Source organism: Streptomyces spectabilis (genome assembly GCF_008704795.1).
GTDB classification, from domain to species: Bacteria; Actinomycetota; Actinomycetes; order Streptomycetales; family Streptomycetaceae; genus Streptomyces; species Streptomyces spectabilis.
Map to the genome: position 1 here is coordinate 2,702,888 of NZ_CP023690.1, position 21,413 is coordinate 2,724,300.

The 21,413-nt window shown below is 70.7% G+C and carries 14 protein-coding genes; 9 read left to right on the forward strand and 5 right to left on the reverse strand.

The genetic code is table 11. The features are described from left to right. Positions 1-20 precede the first annotated feature (20 nt). A complete protein-coding gene (gene rpsA / locus CP982_RS11680) occupies positions 21-1,529 on the reverse strand; it encodes a 30S ribosomal protein S1 (protein WP_144002865.1) in 1,509 nt (502 codons plus the stop codon). Between the two features lie 379 nt (positions 1,530-1,908). On the opposite strand from rpsA, the gene CP982_RS11685 reads away from it, so the two are divergent. After that, positions 1,909-2,724, forward strand: coding sequence for a class I SAM-dependent methyltransferase (locus tag CP982_RS11685; protein WP_150510457.1), 816 nt, complete (start codon positions 1,909-1,911; stop codon positions 2,722-2,724). Between the two features lie 52 nt (positions 2,725-2,776). Continuing rightward, a complete protein-coding gene (gene hrpB / locus CP982_RS11690; RefSeq protein WP_150510458.1) occupies positions 2,777-5,326 on the forward strand; it encodes an ATP-dependent helicase HrpB in 2,550 nt (849 codons plus the stop codon). A gap of 3 nt (positions 5,327-5,329) precedes the next feature. Here hrpB and pgfA read toward each other — a convergent pair whose 3' ends face one another. The 4 genes from pgfA to polA form a co-directional block, all read right to left on the reverse strand. After that, positions 5,330-6,328, reverse strand: coding sequence for a cell envelope lipid trafficking protein PgfA (gene pgfA / locus CP982_RS11695; RefSeq protein WP_150510459.1), 999 nt, complete (start codon positions 6,326-6,328; stop codon positions 5,330-5,332). Between the two features lie 11 nt (positions 6,329-6,339). Then, complete coding sequence (locus CP982_RS11700) at positions 6,340-6,474, reverse strand: SPW_0924 family protein (RefSeq protein WP_150510460.1); 135 nt, start codon at positions 6,472-6,474, stop codon at positions 6,340-6,342. Between the two features lie 214 nt (positions 6,475-6,688). Continuing rightward, positions 6,689-8,476, reverse strand: a complete 1,788-nt coding sequence (locus CP982_RS11705; protein ID WP_150510461.1) for a lytic murein transglycosylase — start codon at positions 8,474-8,476, stop codon at positions 6,689-6,691. Between the two features lie 774 nt (positions 8,477-9,250). Continuing rightward, entirely contained in the window at positions 9,251-11,980 is a 2,730-nt protein-coding gene (polA, locus tag CP982_RS11710; RefSeq protein ID WP_150510462.1) for a DNA polymerase I, read from the reverse strand. Positions 11,981-12,164: 184 nt separating this feature from the next. Here polA and CP982_RS11715 point away from each other — a divergent pair, with 184 nt between their 5' ends. The 7 genes from CP982_RS11715 to CP982_RS11745 all read left to right on the forward strand — a co-directional run bounded on the left by CP982_RS11715 (position 12,165) and on the right by CP982_RS11745 (position 21,393). After that, entirely contained in the window at positions 12,165-14,444 is a 2,280-nt protein-coding gene (locus CP982_RS11715; RefSeq protein ID WP_150510463.1) for an FdhF/YdeP family oxidoreductase, read from the forward strand. 57 nt (positions 14,445-14,501) lie between these two features. Continuing rightward, complete coding sequence (locus CP982_RS11720; protein ID WP_144002873.1) at positions 14,502-14,975, forward strand: PaaI family thioesterase; 474 nt, start codon at positions 14,502-14,504, stop codon at positions 14,973-14,975. Between the two features lie 682 nt (positions 14,976-15,657). After that, positions 15,658-16,893: a branched-chain amino acid ABC transporter substrate-binding protein gene (locus tag CP982_RS11725; RefSeq protein ID WP_150510464.1), complete on the forward strand. Its 1,236-nt coding sequence runs from the start codon at positions 15,658-15,660 to the stop codon at positions 16,891-16,893. 96 nt (positions 16,894-16,989) lie between these two features. Beyond that, the gene (locus CP982_RS11730; protein ID WP_150510465.1) at positions 16,990-17,919 is read left to right on the forward strand and encodes a branched-chain amino acid ABC transporter permease; all 930 of its coding nucleotides are present in this window, start codon (positions 16,990-16,992) and stop codon (positions 17,917-17,919) included. Positions 17,920-17,924: 5 nt separating this feature from the next. Next, positions 17,925-19,745, forward strand: coding sequence for a branched-chain amino acid ABC transporter permease (locus CP982_RS11735; protein ID WP_184924949.1), 1,821 nt, complete (start codon positions 17,925-17,927; stop codon positions 19,743-19,745). Beyond that, entirely contained in the window at positions 19,742-20,680 is a 939-nt protein-coding gene (locus CP982_RS11740) for an ABC transporter ATP-binding protein (RefSeq protein ID WP_150510466.1), read from the forward strand. The genes CP982_RS11735 and CP982_RS11740 overlap by 4 nt, the downstream gene beginning before the upstream one ends. Further along, positions 20,677-21,393: an ABC transporter ATP-binding protein gene (locus CP982_RS11745; RefSeq protein ID WP_150510467.1), complete on the forward strand. Its 717-nt coding sequence runs from the start codon at positions 20,677-20,679 to the stop codon at positions 21,391-21,393. The genes CP982_RS11740 and CP982_RS11745 overlap by 4 nt, the downstream gene beginning before the upstream one ends. Positions 21,394-21,413 lie beyond the last annotated feature (20 nt).

Consider the following 21,413-nt stretch of genomic DNA (forward strand, 5'->3'; position numbering starts at 1 on the left):
AGCTAGCGGTAGCTAGGAGCTCAGCTCTGGCCACCCGCGAGCTTCTCACGAAGCGCGGCAAGCGCCTCGTCCGAAGCCAGCGCGCCGGAGTTGTCCGCACCCTCGGAGGAGTACGAACCGCCGCCGCCACCGCCGGAAGCGGCCGGAGCCGCAGCCGCGGCGTCGCCGCCCTCGGCCTCCGCCTGGGCGTCGGCCTCGCGGGACTTGATGACCTGCGCCTGGTGCTGCTCGAAGCGCTGCTGGGCCTCGGCGTACTGCGTCTCCCACGTCTCGCGCTGGGCGTCGAAGCCCTCGAGCCAGTCGTTGGTCTCCGGGTCGAAGCCCTCGGGGTAGATGTAGTTGCCCTGGTCGTCGTAGGACGCGGCCATGCCGTACAGGGTCGGGTCGAACTCGACCGACGCCGGGTCGGCACCGAAGGACTCGTTGGCCTGCTTCAGGGACAGCGAGATCCGGCGACGCTCGAGGTCGATGTCGATGACCTTGACGAAGATCTCGTCGTTGACCTGGACGACCTGCTCCGGGATCTCCACGTGGCGCTCGGCCAGCTCGGAGATGTGGACCAGACCCTCGATGCCCTCGTCCACGCGGACGAACGCACCGAACGGAACCAGCTTCGTGACCTTGCCGGGCACGACCTGGCCGATCTGGTGGGTGCGGGCGAACTGCTGCCACGGGTCTTCCTGGGTCGCCTTGAGCGACAGGGAGACGCGCTCGCGGTCCATGTCGACGTCCAGGACCTCGACCGTGACCTCCTGGCCGACCTCGACGACCTCGGAGGGGTGGTCGATGTGCTTCCAGGACAGCTCGGAGACGTGGACGAGACCGTCGACGCCACCCAGGTCCACGAAGGCACCGAAGTTGACGATGGAGGAGACGACGCCGGAGCGGACCTGACCCTTCTGCAGGGTGGTGAGGAACGTCTGGCGAACCTCGGACTGGGTCTGCTCGAGCCAGGCGCGGCGGGACAGGACCACGTTGTTGCGGTTCTTGTCCAGCTCGATGATCTTCGCCTCGAGCTCCTTGCCCACGTAGGGCTGGAGGTCGCGAACACGGCGCATCTCGACCAGGGAGGCCGGGAGGAAGCCGCGGAGGCCGATGTCGAGGATGAGACCACCCTTGACGACCTCGATGACGGTACCGGTGACGATCCCGTCCTCTTCCTTGATCTTCTCGATGGTGCCCCAGGCACGCTCGTACTGGGCGCGCTTCTTCGAGAGGATCAGGCGACCTTCCTTGTCCTCCTTCTGGAGAACAAGGGCCTCGATCTCGTCACCGACGGCGACGACCTCGTTCGGGTCGACGTCGTGCTTGATGGAGAGCTCGCGGCTCGGGATGACGCCTTCGGTCTTGTAACCGATGTCGAGCAGGACCTCGTCCCGGTCGACCTTCACGATGACGCCGTCGACGATGTCGCCGTCGTTGAAGTACTTGATCGTCTCGTCGATCGCGGCGAGGAAGGCTTCCTCGTTACCGATGTCGTTGACCGCAACCTGCGGGGTGGTGGCGGTGGTCTCGGTGCTGCTCGTCATGTGGGAAAGGGCTCCGGTACGGACATTGAAGTCGTAGGTACTGCATACGCCGGAGCCCGTTTCGCTCTGCAGAAGCCGGACAGCTAAGGAGACGCCGTACTCCGCGGATCCCGAAGGAAACGGAAAGCGCCCCGACAACCGAGGGGACATACATACAGATGCGAGCGCAGCCTGCTATGTCTGAGGAACGCAAGCTCGCAGCGCAACTTGTAGCATACGGGGGCCGCCCGACAGGGTCAATGCGCGAAGGCGCACACCCGGGGCGGAACGCCGCATACCCGGCACAAATCCAGTTCCATGAGGCCACACCGGCCGCAGCGCGCTCTGCCGCGTCGCCCCCCGGACGGCGGCGCCCGGCAGCGTACCGACGAGGGAGCAGATCATCCAAGAGCCCGACGCACCCGAGCCCGAGGCCACCCGGCGTGCCGCCGACGTCACCGAGAGTGTGCGCGCCAATCGGGGCTGGTGGGACCGGAACGCCGACGAGTACCAGGTCGAGCACGGCACGTTCCTCGGCGACGACCGCTTCGTCTGGGGCCCCGAGGGGCTCGACGAGGTCGAGGCCGAGCTGCTCGGCCCCGCGGAGGACCTGAAGGGCAAGGACGTCCTGGAGATCGGCGCGGGCGCGGCCCAGTGCTCCCGCTGGCTGGCGGGGCAGGGCGCCCGGCCCGTCGCGCTCGACCTCTCGCACCGCCAGCTCCAGCACGCGCTGCGGATCGACGGCGGCCGGGTGCCGCTGGTGGAGGCGGACGCGGGCGCGCTGCCCTTCGCGGACGGCTCCTTCGACCTCGCCTGCTCCGCCTACGGGGCGCTGCCGTTCGTCGCGGACCCGGTGCGGGTGCTGCGCGAGGTGCGGCGGGTACTGCGGCCCGGCGGCCGGTTCGTGTTCTCCGTGACGCATCCGATCCGCTGGGCGTTCCCGGACGAGCCGGGCCCCGAGGGCCTGTCGGTGGCCGCCTCGTACTTCGACCGGACGCCGTACGTCGAGCAGGACGACAGCGGCCGCGCGGTGTACGTCGAGCACCACAGGACGGTCGGCGACCGGGTGCGGGACGTCGTCGCGGGCGGGCTCCGCCTGGTGGACCTGGTGGAGCCGGAGTGGCCCGCGTGGAACACCCAGGAGTGGGGCGGCTGGTCCCCGCTGCGCGGCGGCCTGATCCCGGGAACCGCGATCTTCGTGTGCGAGCGGGACTGACGTTCCGCGGGGTCCCGGCGGGCCGCCGCCGGGACCGTACGACACTGGGGGCGTGATCCGTGACGCCGCCCTGAACCTGCCCGTCCGCGAGGCACTGCCCGCGCTGCGCGCCGCCCTCGACGGGCCGGGAGCCGCCGTGCTGTGCGCGCCGCCCGGCACGGGCAAGACCACCCTGGTGCCACTGGCCCTCGCGGGGCTCACGGAGAGTGACGGTCCGGTGCGTCGTGTGGTCGTCGCCGAGCCCCGCCGCATCGCGGCCCGTGCCGCCGCCCGGCGGATGGCCTGGCTGCTGGGCGAGAAGGTCGGCCGGACCGTCGGCTACACGGTGCGCGGCGAGCGCGTGGTGGGCCCGCACACGCGGGTGGAGGTCGTCACGACCGGCGTCCTGCTCCAGCGGCTGCAGCGCGACCAGGAGCTGGCGGGCGGCGGCGGGGTCGATGTCGTGATCATCGACGAGTGTCACGAGCGGCATCTGGACGCGGACACCGTGGCGGCCTTCCTGATCGACGTGCGCGAGGCGCTGCGCCCAGACCTGAAGCTGGTCGCGGCGTCCGCGACGACGGACGCGGAGGGCTGGGCCCGCGTCCTCGGGGACGCGCCGGTGGTGGAGGCGGCGGGCGTCGCGCACCCCGTGGAGGTCGTGTGGGCGCCGCCGAAGGACCCGGTGCGGCCGCCGCACGGCATGCGCGTGGACCCCTCGCTGCTCACCCACGTCGCCGCGGTGGTGCGGCGGGCGCTGCGCGAGCGCGAGGGCGACGTGCTGTGCTTCCTGCCGGGGGTCGGCGAGATCGGCCGCGTGGCCGGGCAGCTCGCCGGCCTGGCGGACGTGGAGGTCCTCCAGGTGCACGGGCGCGCCCCCGCCGAGGTCCAGGACGCGGTCCTCGCCGGGGGCGAGCGGCGGCGCGTGGTGCTCGCGACGTCGGTGGCCGAGTCGTCCCTGACGGTGCCGGGGGTGCGGGTCGTGGTCGACTCGGGGCTTGCCCGGGAGCCGCGCGTGGACCATGCGCGCGGGCTCAGCTCCCTGACGACGGTCCGGGCCTCGCAGGCGGCGGGGCGGCAGCGGGCGGGACGCGCCGGGCGTGAGGCGCCCGGCGCGGTGTACCGCTGCTGGGCGGAGGCGGAGGACGCGCGCCTGCCCCGCTTCCCCGCCCCGGAGATCAAGGTCGCGGACCTGACGGCCTTCGCCCTCCAGACGGCGTGCTGGGGCGACCCCGGCGCGACCGGGCTCGCGCTGCTCGATCCGCCGCCCGGCGGCGCGATGGCGGCCGCGCGCGAGGTCCTGACGGCCGTCGGGGCGGTGGACGCGCGCACGGGCCGCGCCACGGAGCGGGGCCTCGGCCTCTCCCGGGTGGGGGTGCATCCACGCCTCGCGCGCGCTCTCCTGGACGCCGCGCCGCGGGTCGGCGCCCGCCGCGCCGCGGAGGCGGTGGCGCTGCTGAGCGAGGAGCCGCCGCGGGAGTACGGGGACGACCTCGCCGCCGCCCTGCGGGGCGCCCGGCGCGGAGGCGACGGGTACGCCGCCCGGTGGCGCGCCGAGGTGTCCCGCCTTACGGCCGCCGCGGGCTCCGGGGCTCCCCGGCCGCCCTCCGGCGGCACGGCGGCGAAGGCGCTCGGCGACGACGCCGTCGTCGGCCTCGTGGCCGCGCTCGCCTTCCCCGAGCGCGTCGCCCGGCGCGCGGCGGACGGGACGTATCTGATGGCGGGCGGCACCCGGGCGGAGGCGGGCCCCGGATCCGGCCTCGGCGGGGCGCCCTGGGTGGCCGTGGCGGTGGCCGACCGGCCCGTCGGCGCGGGGCACGCGCGCGTGCGGCTCGGCGCGGTCGTCGACGAGGACGCCGCGCGGGCCGCCGCCTCCTCCCTGTACGCGGAAGGGGACGAGGTCGCCTGGGCCGAGGGGGACGTGGTCGCCCGGCACGTGGAACGGCTCGGCGCGGTGGAGCTCACCGTGCGGCCGCTGCGGAACCCCGACCCCGGGCTCGTACGGGAGGCGCTGCTCGACGGGTTGCGGCGGGAGGGCGTGGCGCTGCTGCGCTGGAGCAAGGACGCCGCCGCGCTCCGGGACCGCCTCCGGTTCCTGCGGCTGCACCTCGGCGAGCCGTGGCCCGACGTGGGCGACGCGGCGCTGCTCGCGGAGCCCGACGCGTGGCTCGAACCGGAGCTGGGCCGGGCCCGGCGCCGCGCGGATCTGGCCCGGATCGAGGCCGGGCAGGCACTGACGCGGCTCCTTCCGTGGGCGGGCGGCGAGGCCGTCCGCCTGGACGAGCTGGCGCCGGAGCGCGTGGAGGTGCCGAGCGGCTCCCGGATCCGGGTGGACTACACCGATCCGGAACGGCCGGTCCTGGCGGTGAAGCTGCAGGAGATGTTCGGGCTCGACGACACGCCCCGGGTGGCCGGGGTGCCGCTCCTCGTGCATCTGCTCTCGCCCGCGGGGCGCCCGGCGGCGGTCACCGCGGACCTCGCCTCGTTCTGGCGCGACGGCTACCGCTCGGTGCGGGCGGAGCTGCGCGGCCGCTATCCGAAGCACCCGTGGCCCGAGGACCCGGCGCGGGCCACGCCCACCCGGTACACCAAGGCCCGCCAGGAGCGCTCCGAGCGGGCCTGACGGTCAGGCGTTCACCGGCTGCGGCCGGGGCTCGGGCTCCCCCGTCGGCTCCGGGTCGCCGGGGGTGCGGCCGCGCGCCTCGAGCCACAGGGCGAGGGCCAGCAGGAGCACGCCGAGGCCGAGGAACCCCCACGGCAGGTACGAGGTCATGAGGAGGACGAGGACGCGCTGGGACTTGACCAGGTCCACGGTGTGGCGGATGTAGTCCTCGCGCATCTTCACGTGCCCGGAGAACGCGGTGACCTTGTCGCGGTCGCCGAGCAGGGTGCCGCCGCGCAGCTCCTCCTTGTGGATCTCCTCGCCGTACACGGGCGCCCCGGTGGTCGGCTCCACCCAGAACTTGCGGACCGTGGTGTACCAGCGCGTGGTGCCCGTCTTGGCGATGGACTCGGGCGTGATGCCCTTGACCGGGAGCGTCTTGGGCATGGGGACCTTGGTCCAGGGGATGGTCTGCTCGAAGTAGTAGACCTCGACGCCCCGGAAGGTGCGGGTGCCCTTGTAGTGGATGGGCTTGGTGACGCGGGCCTGCGCGTCGAAGTACTCGTAGTCCCGTTTCTCCGTCAGGAACGGCCATTTGAACTCGATGCCCTCGCGCCGCACCGGGTCGCCGTCGACCATCTCACCGGTGGCGTGGACGGGTTCCTGGCTGTGGGCGTCGAAGATGTAGCGCTCGGGGATCTTGGAGACCATCTTGCCGTCGGGCCCCTGGACGTACGACAGCGCGTCCCAGACCACGACGTCGCGGTCGGCGCTCTTCTCGATCTTCTCGGAGGCCTCCACGTTGCCCTTGAGCGTCTGCACGATGGTGACCTCGGGGACCTTCTTGGCCTTCATCGTGCCGTAGTCGATGAGGGTCGCGGGCTTCGCCTCCAGGACCATCGTCTCGTACCGGTCGGGCGGGATCTTGACCAGGCGCGGGAAGGCGTACCAGCGAAGGAGCGGGGCCGTGGTCGCGAAGAACACGGCGAGGGCGAGCAGGACCAGACCGGCCTTGCGGCGCATCGCGGCCCTCCCTAGGGGTGCTCGGGGACGGTGGTGAGCAGCGGCTTCGGCGAGGTCTCGCCGGACGGGGCGCCGACGGCCGTGACGGTGAGGACCAGGGCGAGGGCGACGGCAAGGCCGGTGGCGGCGGCGATGAGGGCGCGCATACGGGCCTCCCGGGCGGGCTCGGGGCCGGACGCGACGGAACCGCCCGGCCGTAACTGACAGTTCGTCAGAGCGGGGGCACCGTAGCAACGCGCGGGTGAGATGAGAACAGGTCGCGCGGACCGGGGCTGCGGACGGACCGCCCGGAAACGCGGACCGCCCCCGCGCCGTGAGGGGCGCGGGGGCGGACTCGGCGGTGTGCCGGGGGCGGTTCGGTCAGGCGCTCGGCGACGCGGAGGTCGACGGCGACGCGGAGCCGGACGGGGTGGACGACGGCGACTCAGAGGGCTCATCGGTGGCGGGCGCCGTCACCTTCAGCTCGACGAGGAGCGTGCCGCCGCCCTCGGTGACGATGCGCAGCAGATACGTGCCCGCCGCGTCGTCGGCGTACATCTTCGGAAGCAGCAGCTTGCCGTCGGCGTCCGTCTTCAGGCCCTTCAGGGTGCGGACCGGCTTTCCGGCGGCGTCCTTGAAGTAGGGGCCCTTGTCGTTGGCGAGCGGGCCGTCCTTCGACTTGACCATCGTGGCGGTGGCCGCGACGCCGGCCGCGGGCTTGTCCTTGTACGTCGCCTCGACCTCGACCCGCTCGGCGAAGGCCTGCCCGGCCACGCAGGTCAGCGGCTTGTCGCTGGTGCGCACGACCGCGTCGGCCTGGCGGGCGGTGACCTCGCCGCCCACGTTGACCTGGTCGAGGTAGCGGCTCACCACCAGGGCGCGGACGGTGAACTCGCCCGTCGTCTCGCCCGCCTTCAGGGTCGGCGAGACGGCCTTGCCCTCGGCGTTCGTGGTGACGGTGACGCTGCGGACACCGCCCTCGAAGCGCGTGTCCGTCTTGCCGCTGATCGTGAACCGGATCTTCGCCTTGGGCACGCCGCGGCCGGAACGGTCCTCGGCGCGCACCACCGCGCGCCGCTCGAAGGCGTCGCCCGCGGTCGCGGTGAGCTTCTTCGGGCCCGCGTTCTCCAGGCCGGCGACCTGGTCCTGCGGGGACGGCTTCGGCGGCTTGGGCGGCTTGGGCGGCTTCGGCTTCTGCGGCCCCGGCTTCTGCGAGCCGCCGTCGCCGGGCTTCTCGGAGCCGCCCCGCGCCGGCGGGGTGTACTTGCCCTCGCGCTCCACCGGGGTCGACGTGTCGGGCAGCGTGGAGGGCGGCGTGGACGGGCCGGGGCGCTGCGGCCGGTTGTCGCTGCGGTCGCCCGGCAGCTGACCGGTGCCGTCGGGGATCTCGTGGGTGCCCTTGCGGTAGTACTCCAGCCACGACAGGACCGTGTTCAGATACTCCGTGGACTGGTTGTAGCTGAGGATCGCGGCGTTCAGGTCGGCCTTGACGGCGAGGTCGCGGCCGTTCCCGCACAGGTAGTGCGCGGCGGCGAGCGCGGCGTCGTAGATGTTGTTCGGGTCCTTCTTGCCGTCGCCGTTGCCGTCCTTGCCGGAGGACGCCCAGGTCGAGGGGATGAACTGCATGGGGCCCACGGCACGGTCGTGGGTGGTGTCGCCGTCGAAGGCGCCGCCGTCGGTGTCCGTGATCTTCGCGAAGCCGTTGCCGTCGAGGACCGGGCCGAGGATCGGCGTGAGCGTGGTGCCGTCGTCGTCGACGCGGCCGCCGCGGGCCTGGCCCGACTCGACCTTGCCGATCGCGGCGAGCAGCTGCCAGGGGAGGTTGCAGCCCGGCTTCGCCGTGCGCACGGCCGTCTCGGCCTTCTTGTACGCGTCCAGGACCGTGGCCGGCAGGCCCGCCTCCGCGTCGCCCTTGGCCCCGCCGCCGGGCTTGCCGCTGGGCGGCACCGGGCTTTCGAGGGGCGGCAGGTCCGTGTAGTACGGCGAGTTGCCGGTCGCGGAGTCGCCGTCCGGCGGCGGCGCGGTGTCGGCGGCCCACTCGTCACGCGGCTGGTCCGTCGTCGTCGCCACGCCCGGGGCCTGCGAGGCGGCCAGGGCCGCCACCGCCGCGGCGGCGACCGCGGTGGTCACCGTCGCCTTGCGCAGCCGCTTGCCGAATACCGGCGCCATGTCCGTGAATCCCTCCCCTTGACGACCTGCTCGTGCCGCCCCGGCGCCCACGCGCGCGCCCTCGGGGGACGGCTCAGGCGACACTACGACAACTCTCGGAGCCGAGACACCTGTTCGCGTCCGATTTTGTCTGATTGGCCAGTCACGACCCTGTGCCGGTTCTCCCACCGGCCCGCGACCGTTCACTTCCCGTACCGAAAGCCCCACGCCCTCCCGCGGCCGGGGACGGCCCGCCCGAAGTGAAGACCGGTCCCGCCCGCCGCGAAGAACCGTACCCGGCCCGACGTCCTGGGGGGCGCGTCCGCCCGGAGCGGAGACTCGTCCCGCTCGACGGGGAGAACCGGACCCGCCCGACAGCTTGGGGGCGGGTCCGCCCAACGCGGAGAGCCGTCGCGCCCGACGCACGGAACGGGCCCGCCCGGAGCGGAGGTCGCCCCCCCGACACGCAGAACTCGACCCGGCCGACGGCTTGGGGCGCGTCCGCCCTCGGCGGGGAACAGTCCCGCCCGACGCGAAGGCGCGTCCGCCCGGCACGCAGAACCGGGTCCGACGAGCCTGGGGAGCGGTCCCGGCCAGCATGCGGAACCGGGCCCACGCGACGCGGAGAACCGGGCCCGTCCCGCATTTTGAGGGCACCTCCGCCCGCCGCCGCGCGGAGCGGACCCGTCCGAGTCGCGAGCCCCGCAGGGTGGCGAACGGCCACCCGGCACGCGGGGGCGGCCCGCCCCCGCGCGGGTGAGGGGGCCCGGGCCACCACCCCGGCCGAGCCGGAGGCTAGTGCGCGGCGGACTCCCAGTCGGGGCCCACACCCACCGACACGTCGAGCGGCGCTCGCAGCGACACCGCGCCTGCCATCTCGCGGCGCACCAGCTCCTCGACGGCCTCCCGCTCGCCCGGCGCGATCTCCAGGACGATTTCGTCGTGGACCTGGAGCAGCATCCGCGAGGTGAGCTCCGCCTGCGTCAGCGCCCGGTCCACGTTCAGCATCGCGACCTTGACGATGTCCGCCGCGGTGCCCTGGATCGGCGCGTTCAACGCCATCCGCTCGGCCATCTCACGGCGCTGCCGGTTGTCGCTGTTGAGGTCCGGCAGATAGCGGCGGCGGCCCAGCATCGTCTCCGTATACCCCGTGGCGCGGGCGTCGTCGACGACGCGGCGCAGATAGTCGCGCACCCCGCCGAACCGCTCGAAGTACGTGTCCATCAGGGCGCGGGCCTCCCCCGCCTCGATGTTCAGCTGCTGGGACAGGCCGAACGCCGACAGGCCGTACGCCAGGCCGTACGACATCGCCTTGATCTTGCGGCGCATCTCCGCGTCGACGTCCTTGCCGTCCACGCCGAAGACCTGCGAGGCGACCGTGGTGTGCAGGTCCTCGCCGGAGGTGAACGCCTCGATGAGGCCCTCGTCCTCCGACAGGTGCGCCATCACGCGCAGTTCGATCTGGCTGTAGTCCGCCGTCATCAGGGACTCGAAGCCCTCGCCCACGACGAAGCCGCGGCGGATCGCCCGGCCCTCGTCCGTGCGCACCGGGATGTTCTGCAGATTCGGGTCCGTCGACGAGAGCCGGCCGGTGGCGGCCACCGTCTGGTTGTACGTCGTGTGGATGCGGCCGTCCGCGGCGATCGTCTTGACCAGGCCCTCGACGGTGACGCGCAGCTTCGCCTGCTCGCGGTGGCGGAGCATGACGACCGGCAGTTCGTTGTCCGTCTGGGCGGCGAGCCAGGCGAGGGCGTCGGCGTCCGTGGTGTACCCGGTCTTCGTCTTCTTGGTCTTGGGCAGGCCCAGCTCGCCGAAGAGGACCTCCTGGAGCTGCTTGGGCGAGCCCAGGTTGAACTCGTGGCCCGCCGCCGCGTGCGCTTCCTTCACCGCCTGCTGCACGGCGCCCGCGAACTGCTGCTCCATCGACTCCAGATGCGCGCGGTCCGCCGCGATGCCGTGCCGCTCCAGACGGGCGAGCAGCGCGGACGTCGGCAGCTCCACGTCGGTCAGCAGCCCGGCCGCCCCGACCTCCGGCAGCTTCTCGCCGAACGCCGTGCCCAGATCCAGGATCGTGCGGGCCCGCACCATCAGGGTCTCGGCCTCGGCCTGCTCGTCGTCCTCCGTGCCGAAGGCGAGCTGACCGTCGGACTCGGCGGCGGGCACCAGCTCACGACCCAGATACTCCAGGGACAGCGCGTCCAGATCGAAGGAGCGGCGGCCGGGCTTCACCAGATACGCGGCGAGCGCGGTGTCCATGGTGACGCCCTCGACGCTCCAGCCGTGCTCGGCGAAGACGCGCATCACCCCCTTCGCGTTGTTCACCACCTTCGGCTTCCCGCCGTCGGCCAGCCAGGACGCGAACGCCTTCTCGTCGGCCTCGTCCAGCTGCGCCGGGTCGAACCAGGCGGCCGCCCCGCCGGCCGCGGCCAGCGCCACCTCGGTGACCGAACCCGTGCCGAGCGACCAGGAGTCGACCGTCGCCAGACCGAGGACCGCCTTGCCGTGCTCGGCCAGCCACGGCGCCACCTCGCCCGTGCCGAGCACCGACCCGTCGAGCTCCACGCCCTCCACGACGGGGGCCGGCTCGGCCTCCTCCGCGCCCGGGTCCACCGCGAGCAGACGCTCCCGCAGCGACGGATTGCGGATCTCCAGGGTGTCCAGGACCAGCGCGACCGCCTTGCGGTCATACGGAGCGCGCTCCAGCTCGGCGACCGTCTTGGACAGCTCGACGTCGCGCACCATCTCCGTGAGGCGGCGGTTCAGCTTCACGGCGTCCAGGTGGTCGCGGAAATTCTGCCCCGCCTTGCCCTTGACCTCCTCGGCGCGCTCCACGAGCTCCGCGAAGGAACCGAACTGATTGATCCACTTCGCGGCCGTCTTCTCGCCGACGCCGGGGATCCCCGGGAGGTTGTCCGAGGGGTCGCCGCGCAGCGCCGCGAAGTCCGGGTACTGGCTCGGGGTGAGGCCGTACTTCTCCTGAACCTTCTCCGGGGTGAAGCGGGTCAGCTCCGAGACGCCCTTCGTCGGATACAGCACCGTCACGTGGTCGGTGATCAACTGGAAGGAGTCCCGGTCGCCCGTGACGATGAGGACCTCGAAGCCCGCCGCCTCGGCCTGCGTGGCGAGCGTCGCGATGACGTCGTCCGCCTCGAAGCCGTCCACCGCGAACCGCACCGCGCTCATCGCGTCAAGGAGCTCGCCGATCAGCTCGACCTGGCCCTTGAACTCGTCCGGGGTCTTCGAGCGGTTCGCCTTGTACTCCGCGAACTCCTGCGAGCGCCACGTCTTGCGCGACACGTCGAACGCGACCGCGAAGTGCGTGGGCGCCTCGTCACGCAGGGTGTTCGCCAGCATCGACGCGAAGCCGTAGATCGCGTTCGTCGGCTGGCCCGTCGCCGTCGTGAAGTTCTCCACGGGCAGCGCGAAGAACGCCCGGTAGGCCAGGGAGTGCCCGTCCATCAGGAGCAGGCGCGGCCGATCGCCGGCGGTCGTCTTCTCGGTCTTCTTCGATGCTTTCTCTGCCACGCCCCCGATCCTGCCACGCCCCACTGACACTCGGCCCCGCCCGGGCCGCCGGCCGCCCCGGTGTCGGGCGCGGGGCCGCCCGTCGGGCACCTCCCCAGGTCGCCCCCGCTCACTGGCGCCGTCAGTGGCGCGTGGGAGGATCAGAGGCACACCGCACGCACATGCGCTCGAAGAGGAGCAGGCCATGGCGACCAAGCCGCCCAAAGGTGACCCGGTCCAGGACGCCCCGCAGGTCTCGGACGCGCAGCACGCCGCCGCCGGACTGCCCGCCATCGGCCACACGCTGCGCATCGCACAGCAGCAGATGGGCGTGCGGCGCACCGCGCTGACCCTCCTTCGCGTCAACCAGAAGGACGGCTTCGACTGCCCCGGCTGCGCCTGGCCCGAGCCCGACCACCGGCACAAGGCCGAGTTCTGCGAGAACGGCGCGAAGGCGGTCGCCGAGGAAGCCACACTGCGCCGCGTCACCCCCGAGTTCTTCGCCGCGCACCCCGTGTCCGACCTCGCCACCCGCAGCGGGTACTGGCTCGGCCAGCAGGGCCGCCTCACCCACCCCATGTACCTGGCGGACGGCGCCGACCACTACGAAGCCGTGCCGTGGGAGCGCGCCTTCGGCATCATCGCCGAGGAACTCACCGCGCTCGCCTCCCCCGACGAGGCCGTCTTCTACACCTCGGGCCGCACCAGCAACGAGGCGGCGTTCCTCTACCAGCTCTTCGCCCGCGAACTCGGCACGAACAACCTCCCCGACTGTTCGAACATGTGCCACGAGTCGTCCGGTTCCGCCCTCACCGAGACCCTCGGCGTCGGCAAGGGCAGCGTCCTCCTGGAAGACCTCTACAAGGCGGACCTGATCATCGTCGCCGGGCAGAACCCGGGCACCAACCACCCGCGCATGCTCTCCGCCCTGGAGAAGGCCAAGCGCGGCGGCGCGAAGATCATCACGGTGAACCCGCTGCCCGAAGCGGGCCTGGAGCGCTTCAAGAACCCCCAGACCGCCCAGGGCATGCTCCAGGGCACCGCCCTCACCGACCTGTTCCTGCAGATCCGCCTCGGCGGCGACCAGGCCCTCTTCCGCCTCCTCAACAAGCTCGTCCTGGAGACCGAAGGCGCCGTCGACGAGGACTTCGTCCGCGAACACACCCACGGCTACGAGGACTTCGCCGCCGCCGCGCGCGCCGCCGACTGGGACGAGACGCTCACCGCCACCGGCCTGGAGCGCGACGACATCGAGCGCGCCCTGCGCATGGTCCTCGCCTCCGAGCGGACCGTCGTGTGCTGGGCGATGGGCCTGACCCAGCACAAGCACGCCGTGCCCACCATCCGCGAGGTCGTCAACTTCCTCCTCCTGCGCGGCAACATCGGCCGCCCCGGCGCGGGCGTCTGCCCCGTCCGCGGCCACTCGAACGTGCAGGGCGACCGCACGATGGGCATCTTCGAGCGCCCCGCGCCCGCCTTCCTCGACGCCCTGGAGAAGGAGTTCGGCTTCGCGCCGCCGCGCCACCACGGCCTCGACGTCGTCCGCGCCATCCGCGCCCTGCGCGACGGCGAGGCGAAGGTGTTCTTCGCCATGGGCGGCAACTTCGTCTCCGCCTCCCCCGACACCGACGTCACCGAAGCCGCCATGCGGCGCGCCCGCCTCACCGTGCACGTCTCCACGAAGCTGAACCGCTCGCACGTGGTGACCGGCGCCCGCGCCCTCATCCTGCCCACGCTCGGCCGCACCGAGCGCGACCTCCAGGCCGGCGGCGAGCAGTTCGTGACCGTCGAGGACTCCATGGGCATGGTCCACGCCTCCCACGGCCGCCTCAAGCCCGCGAGCCGGGACCTCCTGTCCGAGCCCGCCATCGTGTGCCGCCTGGCACGCCGCGTCCTCGGCGCCGCGTCGGCAACCCCCTGGGAAGAGTTCGAGAAGGACTACGCCACCGTCCGCGACCGCATCGCGCGCGTGATCCCCGGCTTCGAGGACTTCAACGCGCGCGTGGCCCGCCCCGGCGGCTTCACCCTGCCGCACGCCCCGCGCGACGAACGCCGCTTCCCCACCACCACCGGCAAGGCCAACTTCACCGCCGCACCCGTCGAGTACCCGGCGCTGCCCGAGGGCCGCCTGCTGCTCCAGACACTGCGCTCCCACGACCAGTACAACACCACGATCTACGGCCTCGACGACCGCTACCGCGGCATCAAGAACGGCCGCCGCGTCGTCCTCGTCAACGCCGCCGACGCGCGGGCGCTCGGCGTCGCCGACGGCGCTTACGTGGACCTCGTCAGCGAGTGGCAGGACGGCGTCGAGCGGCGCGCGCCCGGCTTCCGCGTCGTCCACTACCCCACGGCCCGGGGCTGCGCGGCGGCGTACTACCCGGAGACCAACGTCCTCGTACCGCTGGACGCCACGGCCGACACCAGCAACACCCCCGCCAGCAAGTCCGTCGTCGTACGCCTGGAACAATCGACCACCGACTGAGCGTTCGCTCAGCCACAGCTGTCCTTCAGACGTCGACGACGAACGGAGCCCGGCCCCATGGGCGAGCAGCAGCCAACGAAGTTCCCGCAAGAGGTCATCGACGAGTACGCCGGACTCGGCGTCGACCTGCGCGCCCTGTTCTCCGCCGGGAACCTCGGCAACCGCATGGGCGTGCAGATCCTGGAGGCCTCCGCCGAGCGCGTGGTCGGCACGATGCCCGTGGAGGGCAACACACAGCCGTACGGGCTGCTGCACGGCGGCGCGTCCGCGGTGCTCGCGGAGACGCTCGGGTCCATCGGCGCGATGCTGCACGGCGGCAGCCGGAAGATCGCCGTGGGCGTCGACCTGAACTGCACGCACCACCGGGGCGTGCGGTCCGGGCTCGTCACGGGCGTGGCCACGCCCGTGCACCGGGGACGGTCCACGACCACGTACGAGGTCGTGGTGAGCGAGGAGAGCGGCAAGCGGGTGTGCACCGCCCGCCTCACCTGCCTCCTGCGCGACGCCCCCGCGCCCGAGCCCACGGCCTGACCCGCTCCTCCGTCACCGAGGGTTGCCCAACCCCGCCCACCCGCCCCGGATTTGGGGGCAGGTGGGCGGGGTTCGTTGCGAAGCGGCGAAGCAAGGAGCAACAAGCAACCGGACGACGGCCGCAGACACCCGCTCGCGCGGCGGCTCACGCGGGCGTCGCGCACGGTCCGCGGCCGGCGCCCCCTTCACCGGAAAAACAGGAGTGCTCCGCTAAAACACTCCTGACCCGCCACATTCGCGAACGCGGAAACATGCCACGGAATGCCCGCCTCCCTTTTGTTGGCGTAACACTCCGTAATCCGGACGCGATCAAGAAATCAAGATCGAATAGCGCCGCCGCCCGCGCGAAAGATCATTCCGGTGCCACCTGCCCCGAACACCGGCGTCATGAGTGAAACAGGGAAACAGTCCTGCCTTCTCTCCCCGCGCCGGATACGCCGAAGCGTGCAGATTCCGCCACAACCACCCCCTGCGTTCCAGCGCGGAATACTCCGTGGCATAACAAGAGCGTCACAGCCTAGGTCCGACCACTCCTCCAGGATCAAATGCGCCCTTAGAGTCACGGCCAGTCACCGCGCCGCCGGGCGCGAACTGAATTGCACGGCCCTGTACCACCACCAGTACGGCCCGGCGATCTTCACGGCACCTCAGCAGAGGGCCGCGCCTGGGGAAAGGACCACTCGTGCGAAACCGTTCCGCGCTCATCCTCACCACGGTGTTGACCACCGGGGCACTCACCCTCACCGCCTGCGGGTCGCGCGACAAGGACAAGGGCGACGACAACAGCTCCGGAGACAAGAAGACCGTCGTCATCGGCTTCGACGCCCCCCTCACCGGTGACCTCTCCGCCCTCGGCATCGGCATGCGCAACTCCGCCGAACTGGCGGTCAAGACCGCCAACAAGGAGAACACCGTCGAAGGGGTCGAGTTCAAGCTCCAGCCCCTCGACGACCAGGCCCAGCCCTCCGTCGGCGGCCAGAACGCCCAGAAGTTCATCAGCGACAGCGACGTCCTCGGCGTCGTCGGCCCGCTGAACTCCAACGTCTCCCAGTCGATGCAGAAGCCCTTCAACGACGCCAACCTCACCCAGATCTCGCCCGCCAACACCGGCACCGAGCTGACCCAGGGCGACGGCTGGAAGAAGGGCGACAAGAAGCGCCAGTTCAAGACCTTCTTCCGCACCGCCACCACCGACCAGGTCCAGGGCCAGTTCGCCGCCCAGTACCTGTTCCAGAAGGCGAAGATCAAGAAGGTCTACCTGATCGACGACCAGAAGACCTACGGCGCCGGACTCGCCGCCTCCTTCAAGGACACCTTCACCGACCTCGGCGGCAAGATCGTCGGCCAGGACCACGTCAACCCCGAGGACCGCGACTTCAAGTCCGTCGTCTCCCAGGTCAAGGGCAAGGGCGCCGAAGCCGTCTACTACGGCGGCGAATACCCCGCAGCCGCCCCCCTCAGCCAGCAGCTCAAGGAATCCGGCGCCAAGATCCCGCTCATGGGCGGCGACGGCATGAAGAGCGAAGAATTCCCCAAGCTCAACAAGAAGGCCATCGGCGACCTCGGCACCTCCGTCGGCAAGCCCGTCGAAGAACTGCCCTCCGCCAAGAAGTTCATCGAGGAATACAACAAGAACTACAAAGAAAACATGGAGACCTACGGCGGCGGCACCTACGACGCCACCTGGTCGATCATCGAAGCCGTAAAGCTCGCCGTCGAAGGCAACAACGGCAAACTCCCCTCCGACGGCCGCGTCAAGGTCCTCGAAGCGATGAGCAAGGTCAAGTTCCAGGGCGTCACCGGCGATGTCTCCTTCGACCAGTACGGCGACACCACGAACACCATGATGACCGCCTACCAGGTCAACAAGGGCAACAAGTGGGAATCCAAGTTCAGCGAGGCCTACAAGCCCCGTTAAACGGACCCCACCCCCATTGACTCAAGACCGCGCGGGACGCGCTAACCAGCGCTCCCGCGCGGTGCCATATCCGAACCATCCAACGGAGGCCCTGCGGTGAACGAACTGCCGCAACAGCTGGCCAATGGACTCATCCTCGGCGCGATGTACGGTCTCATCGCGATCGGCTACACGATGGTCTACGGAATCGTCCAGCTCATCAACTTCGCCCACGGCGAGATCTTCATGGTCGGGGGCTTCGGCGCCCTCACCGTCTCCCTGTGGCTCCCCGACGGGTTCTCGCTGCTCGCCGCGATCCCCCTCATGATCATCGGCGGCATCATATGCTCCGTCGCCGTCGGCACCGCAGCCGAACGCTTCGCCTACCGCCCCCTGCGCGGAGCACCACGACTCGCCCCCCTCATCACCGCCATCGGCCTGTCCATCCTGCTCCAGCAAGCCGTATGGAAGTGGTACCCCGAAGCCAAGAAGGACCGCTCCTTCCCGCAATTCAGCGGCGACCCCGTCCACGTCTTCGGCGCCGACATCCAACGCGGCGACTTCTTCCTCATCATCGCCGCCCCCGCCTGCATGCTCATCCTCGGCTGGTACGTCAACAAAACCCGCTCGGGCCGCGGCATGCAGGCCACCGCACAAGACCCCGACACCGCCAAGCTCATGGGCATCAACACCGACCGCATCATCGTCATGGCCTTCGCCATCGGCGCCGCGTTCGCCGCCATCGCCGCCGTCGGATACGGCCTCCACAACGGCCAAGTCGGCTTCAAAATGGGCTTCATCATGGGCCTCAAAGCCTTCACCGCAGCCGTACTCGGCGGCATCGGCAACATCTACGGCGCCATGCTCGGCGGCATCGTCCTCGGCGTCGCCGAAGCCCTCGCCACCGGCTACATGGGCGACGTACCCGGCATGGAACAGTTCGGCGGCGGCGCATGGAAGGACGTATGGGCCTTCGCCCTCCTCATCCTCGTCCTCCTCCTCAGGCCCCAAGGGCTCCTAGGCGAACGCGTCGCGGATCGGGCGTGATACCCATGACAACGAAAACCCCCAGCACCCCGGACACCCCGCGGCTCGCCAAAACCACCACCGGCACCCCCGTCTCCACCCTGCCCCTCCCCGAAAACATCGCCCGCGTCCTCGTCCTCATCGGCGCCACCACCGCCCTCATCGGCACCTTCCTCGCCTGGACCTGGACCACCGACTTCCCCGGCGACCTCACCGTCACCGGCTACCCCGGCGGCCTCCAACTCATCACCCTCACCGGCGCCGCCCTCACCCTCGTCTTCACCATCGCCGGATACCGCCCACCCGGACTCGGCTGGCTCCTCCCCGGCGGCACCAACAGCCCCGTCCTCCTCCTCACCCTCGGCGTCCTCGGCTCCACCGGCTACACCATGGGCGCCATCTCCGACCACCTCGGCGGCATCGTCAACCTCGAACCCGGCGCCTGGGTCTCCGGCATCGGCGCCCTCATCGCCGCCATCGGCGCCCTCGGCCTGCCCTCCGACACCCCCGACACCGAAACCACCAACCCCTGGCAACGCCTCCGCCACAGCTTCAAAGCACCCCCGCCCCCACGCGCCAAACAACTCCCCGACGCCGTCGAAATCCTCATCATCGCCGCCTCCTTCGGCATCGGCCTCTACGTCTTCGCCTACGGCATCGACGCGTACACCGAACTCTTCATCGGCTTCCTCATCACCGCCGGATTCGGCGCCACCGCACTCCACCGCGCCGGACTCATCCCCCGCCTCAACACCCTCACCGCCAAACACCGCAACGTCACCTTCACCGCGGCCATCGTCGCCGCCGCCCTCTTCCCCTTCACCCAGAGCGACGCCAGCTACGCCCTCATCGGCGTCAACATCCTCATCTTCGCCACCGTCGCCCTCGGCCTGAACGTCGTCGTCGGCCTCGCCGGACTCCTCGACCTCGGATACGTCGCCTTCCTCGGCGTCGGCGCCTACACCGCGGCCCTCGTCTCCGGCTCCCCCGCCTCCACCTTCGACGTCCACTTCCCCTTCTGGGCCGCCGTCCTCACCGGCGCCGCCGCCTCCCTCGTCTTCGGCGTCATCATCGGCGCCCCCACCCTGCGACTCCGCGGCGACTACCTCGCCATCGTCACCCTCGGCTTCGGCGAAATCTTCCGCATCACCATGAACAACCTCAACGGAAGCGCAGGACCCGACCTCACCAACGGCGCCCAAGGCATCCCCAACATCCCCGACCTCGAACTCCTCGGCTGGAACCTCGGCACGGAACACGACGTCCTCGGCTTCACCCTCAGCAGGCCCGCCAACTACTACCTGCTGATGCTCTTCTTCACCGCCATCGTCGTCCTCGTCTTCCGCCGCAGCGGCGAATCCCGCATCGGCCGCGCCTGGGTCGCCATCCGCGAAGACGAAACCGCCGCCACCGCCATGGGCATCAACGGCTTCCGCGTCAAACTCATCGCCTTCGCCCTCGGCGCCACCCTCGCCGGATTCGCCGGCACCGTCCAAGCCCACGTCTCCTACAGCATCACCCCCGAGCAATACCTCTTCGCCAACACCGTGCCGCCGAACTCCGCCTTCCTCCTCGCCGCCGTCATCCTCGGCGGCATGGGCACCATCAGCGGACCCCTCATCGGCGCCGCCCTGCTCTACCTCATCCCCGCCAAACTCCAATTCCTCGAGGACTACCAACTCCTCCTCTTCGGCCTCGCCCTCATCCTGCTCATGCGCTTCCGGCCCGAAGGCCTCGTCGCCAACAAGCGCGCCCAGCTCGAATACCACGAGACCGACCAACTCGACGTACCCGACCAGCAGAAACTCCCCGAAGGCACCGTCGGCGTCAGCAAGGCGGGGGCGTGACCACCATGACGACCACCACCACGACCACCGTCCTGCAAGCCAGCGGCGTCACCATGCGCTTCGGCGGCCTCACCGCCGTACGCTCCGTCGACCTCACCGTCAACAGCGGCGAAATCGTCGGCCTCATCGGACCCAACGGCGCCGGAAAAACCACCTTCTTCAACTGCCTCACCGGCCTCTACGTCCCCACCGAAGGCACCGTCGCCTACAAAGGCACCGTCCTGCCCGCCAAACCCCACCTCGTCACCGACGCAGGCATCGCCCGCACCTTCCAGAACATCCGGCTCTTCGCCAACATGACCGTCCTCGAAAACGTCCTCGTCGGACGCCACACCAGGACGAAGGAAGGCCTCTGGTCAGCGCTGCTCCGCGGCCCCGGCTTCAAAAGGGCCGAAGCAGCCTCACACGCCCGCGCCATGGAACTCCTGGAATTCGTCGGCCTCGCCCACAAAGCCGACCACCTCTCCAGAAACCTCCCCTACGGCGAACAGCGGAAACTGGAGATCGCACGCGCCCTCGCCAGCGAACCGGGACTGCTCCTCCTCGACGAACCCACCGCGGGCATGAACCCCCAGGAGACCCGCGCCGCCGAAGAACTCGTCTTCGCCATCCGCGACCAAGGCATCGCCATCCTCGTCATCGAGCACGACATGCGGTTCATCTTCAACCTCTGCGACCGCGTCGCCGTCCTCGTCCAGGGCGAAAAACTCGTCGAAGGCAGCTCCGAAACCGTCCAGGCCGACGAACGCGTCATCGCCGCCTACCTCGGCACCCCCTTCGAAGGCGCACCCGGCGCCGCCGAAGTCGCCGAAGTGGAAGCGGCCGAAGCCCACCAGGAAGCCGCCACCCCCCTCAGCGACACCCCGCCGGACACACCCCACGACGAGGAAGACAGCGCCCCCCGCGCCACCGGCCCGGAAGGAACAGCCAAGTGACCGCACTACTCGAGGTCGAAGACCTCAGGGTCGCCTACGGCAAGATCGAAGCCGTCAAAGGCATCTCCTTCACCGTCGAAGCCGGACAGGTCGTCACCCTCATCGGCACCAACGGCGCCGGCAAGACCACCACCCTCCGCACCCTCTCCGGCCTCCTCAAACCCTCCGCCGGAAAGATCAGCTTCGACGGGAAGCCCCTCCACGGCATCCCCGCCCACAAGATCGTCGCCCTCGGACTCGCCCACTCCCCCGAAGGCCGCCACATCTTCCCCCGCCTCACCATCGTCGAAAACCTCCTCCTCGGCGCCTACCTCCGCGACGACAAAGAAGGAATCGACAAAGACATCCAACGCGCCTACGAACTCTTCCCCATCCTCGGCGAACGCCGCAAACAAGCCGCCGGCACCCTCTCCGGCGGCGAACAGCAAATGCTCGCCATGGGCCGCGCCCTCATGTCACGCCCCAAACTGCTCATGCTCGACGAACCCTCCATGGGCCTCTCCCCGATCATGATGCAGAAGATCATGCAGACCATCAGCGAACTCAAATCCCAGGGCACCACCATCCTGCTCGTCGAGCAGAACGCCCAAGCCGCGCTCTCCCTCGCCGACCACGGACACGTCATGGAAGTCGGCCGCATCGCCCTCTCCGGCACAGGGCAGGACCTCCTCCACGACGAATCCGTACGCAAGGCCTACCTCGGCGAGGACTGAGCCTGGCCCCTGGGCCCTAC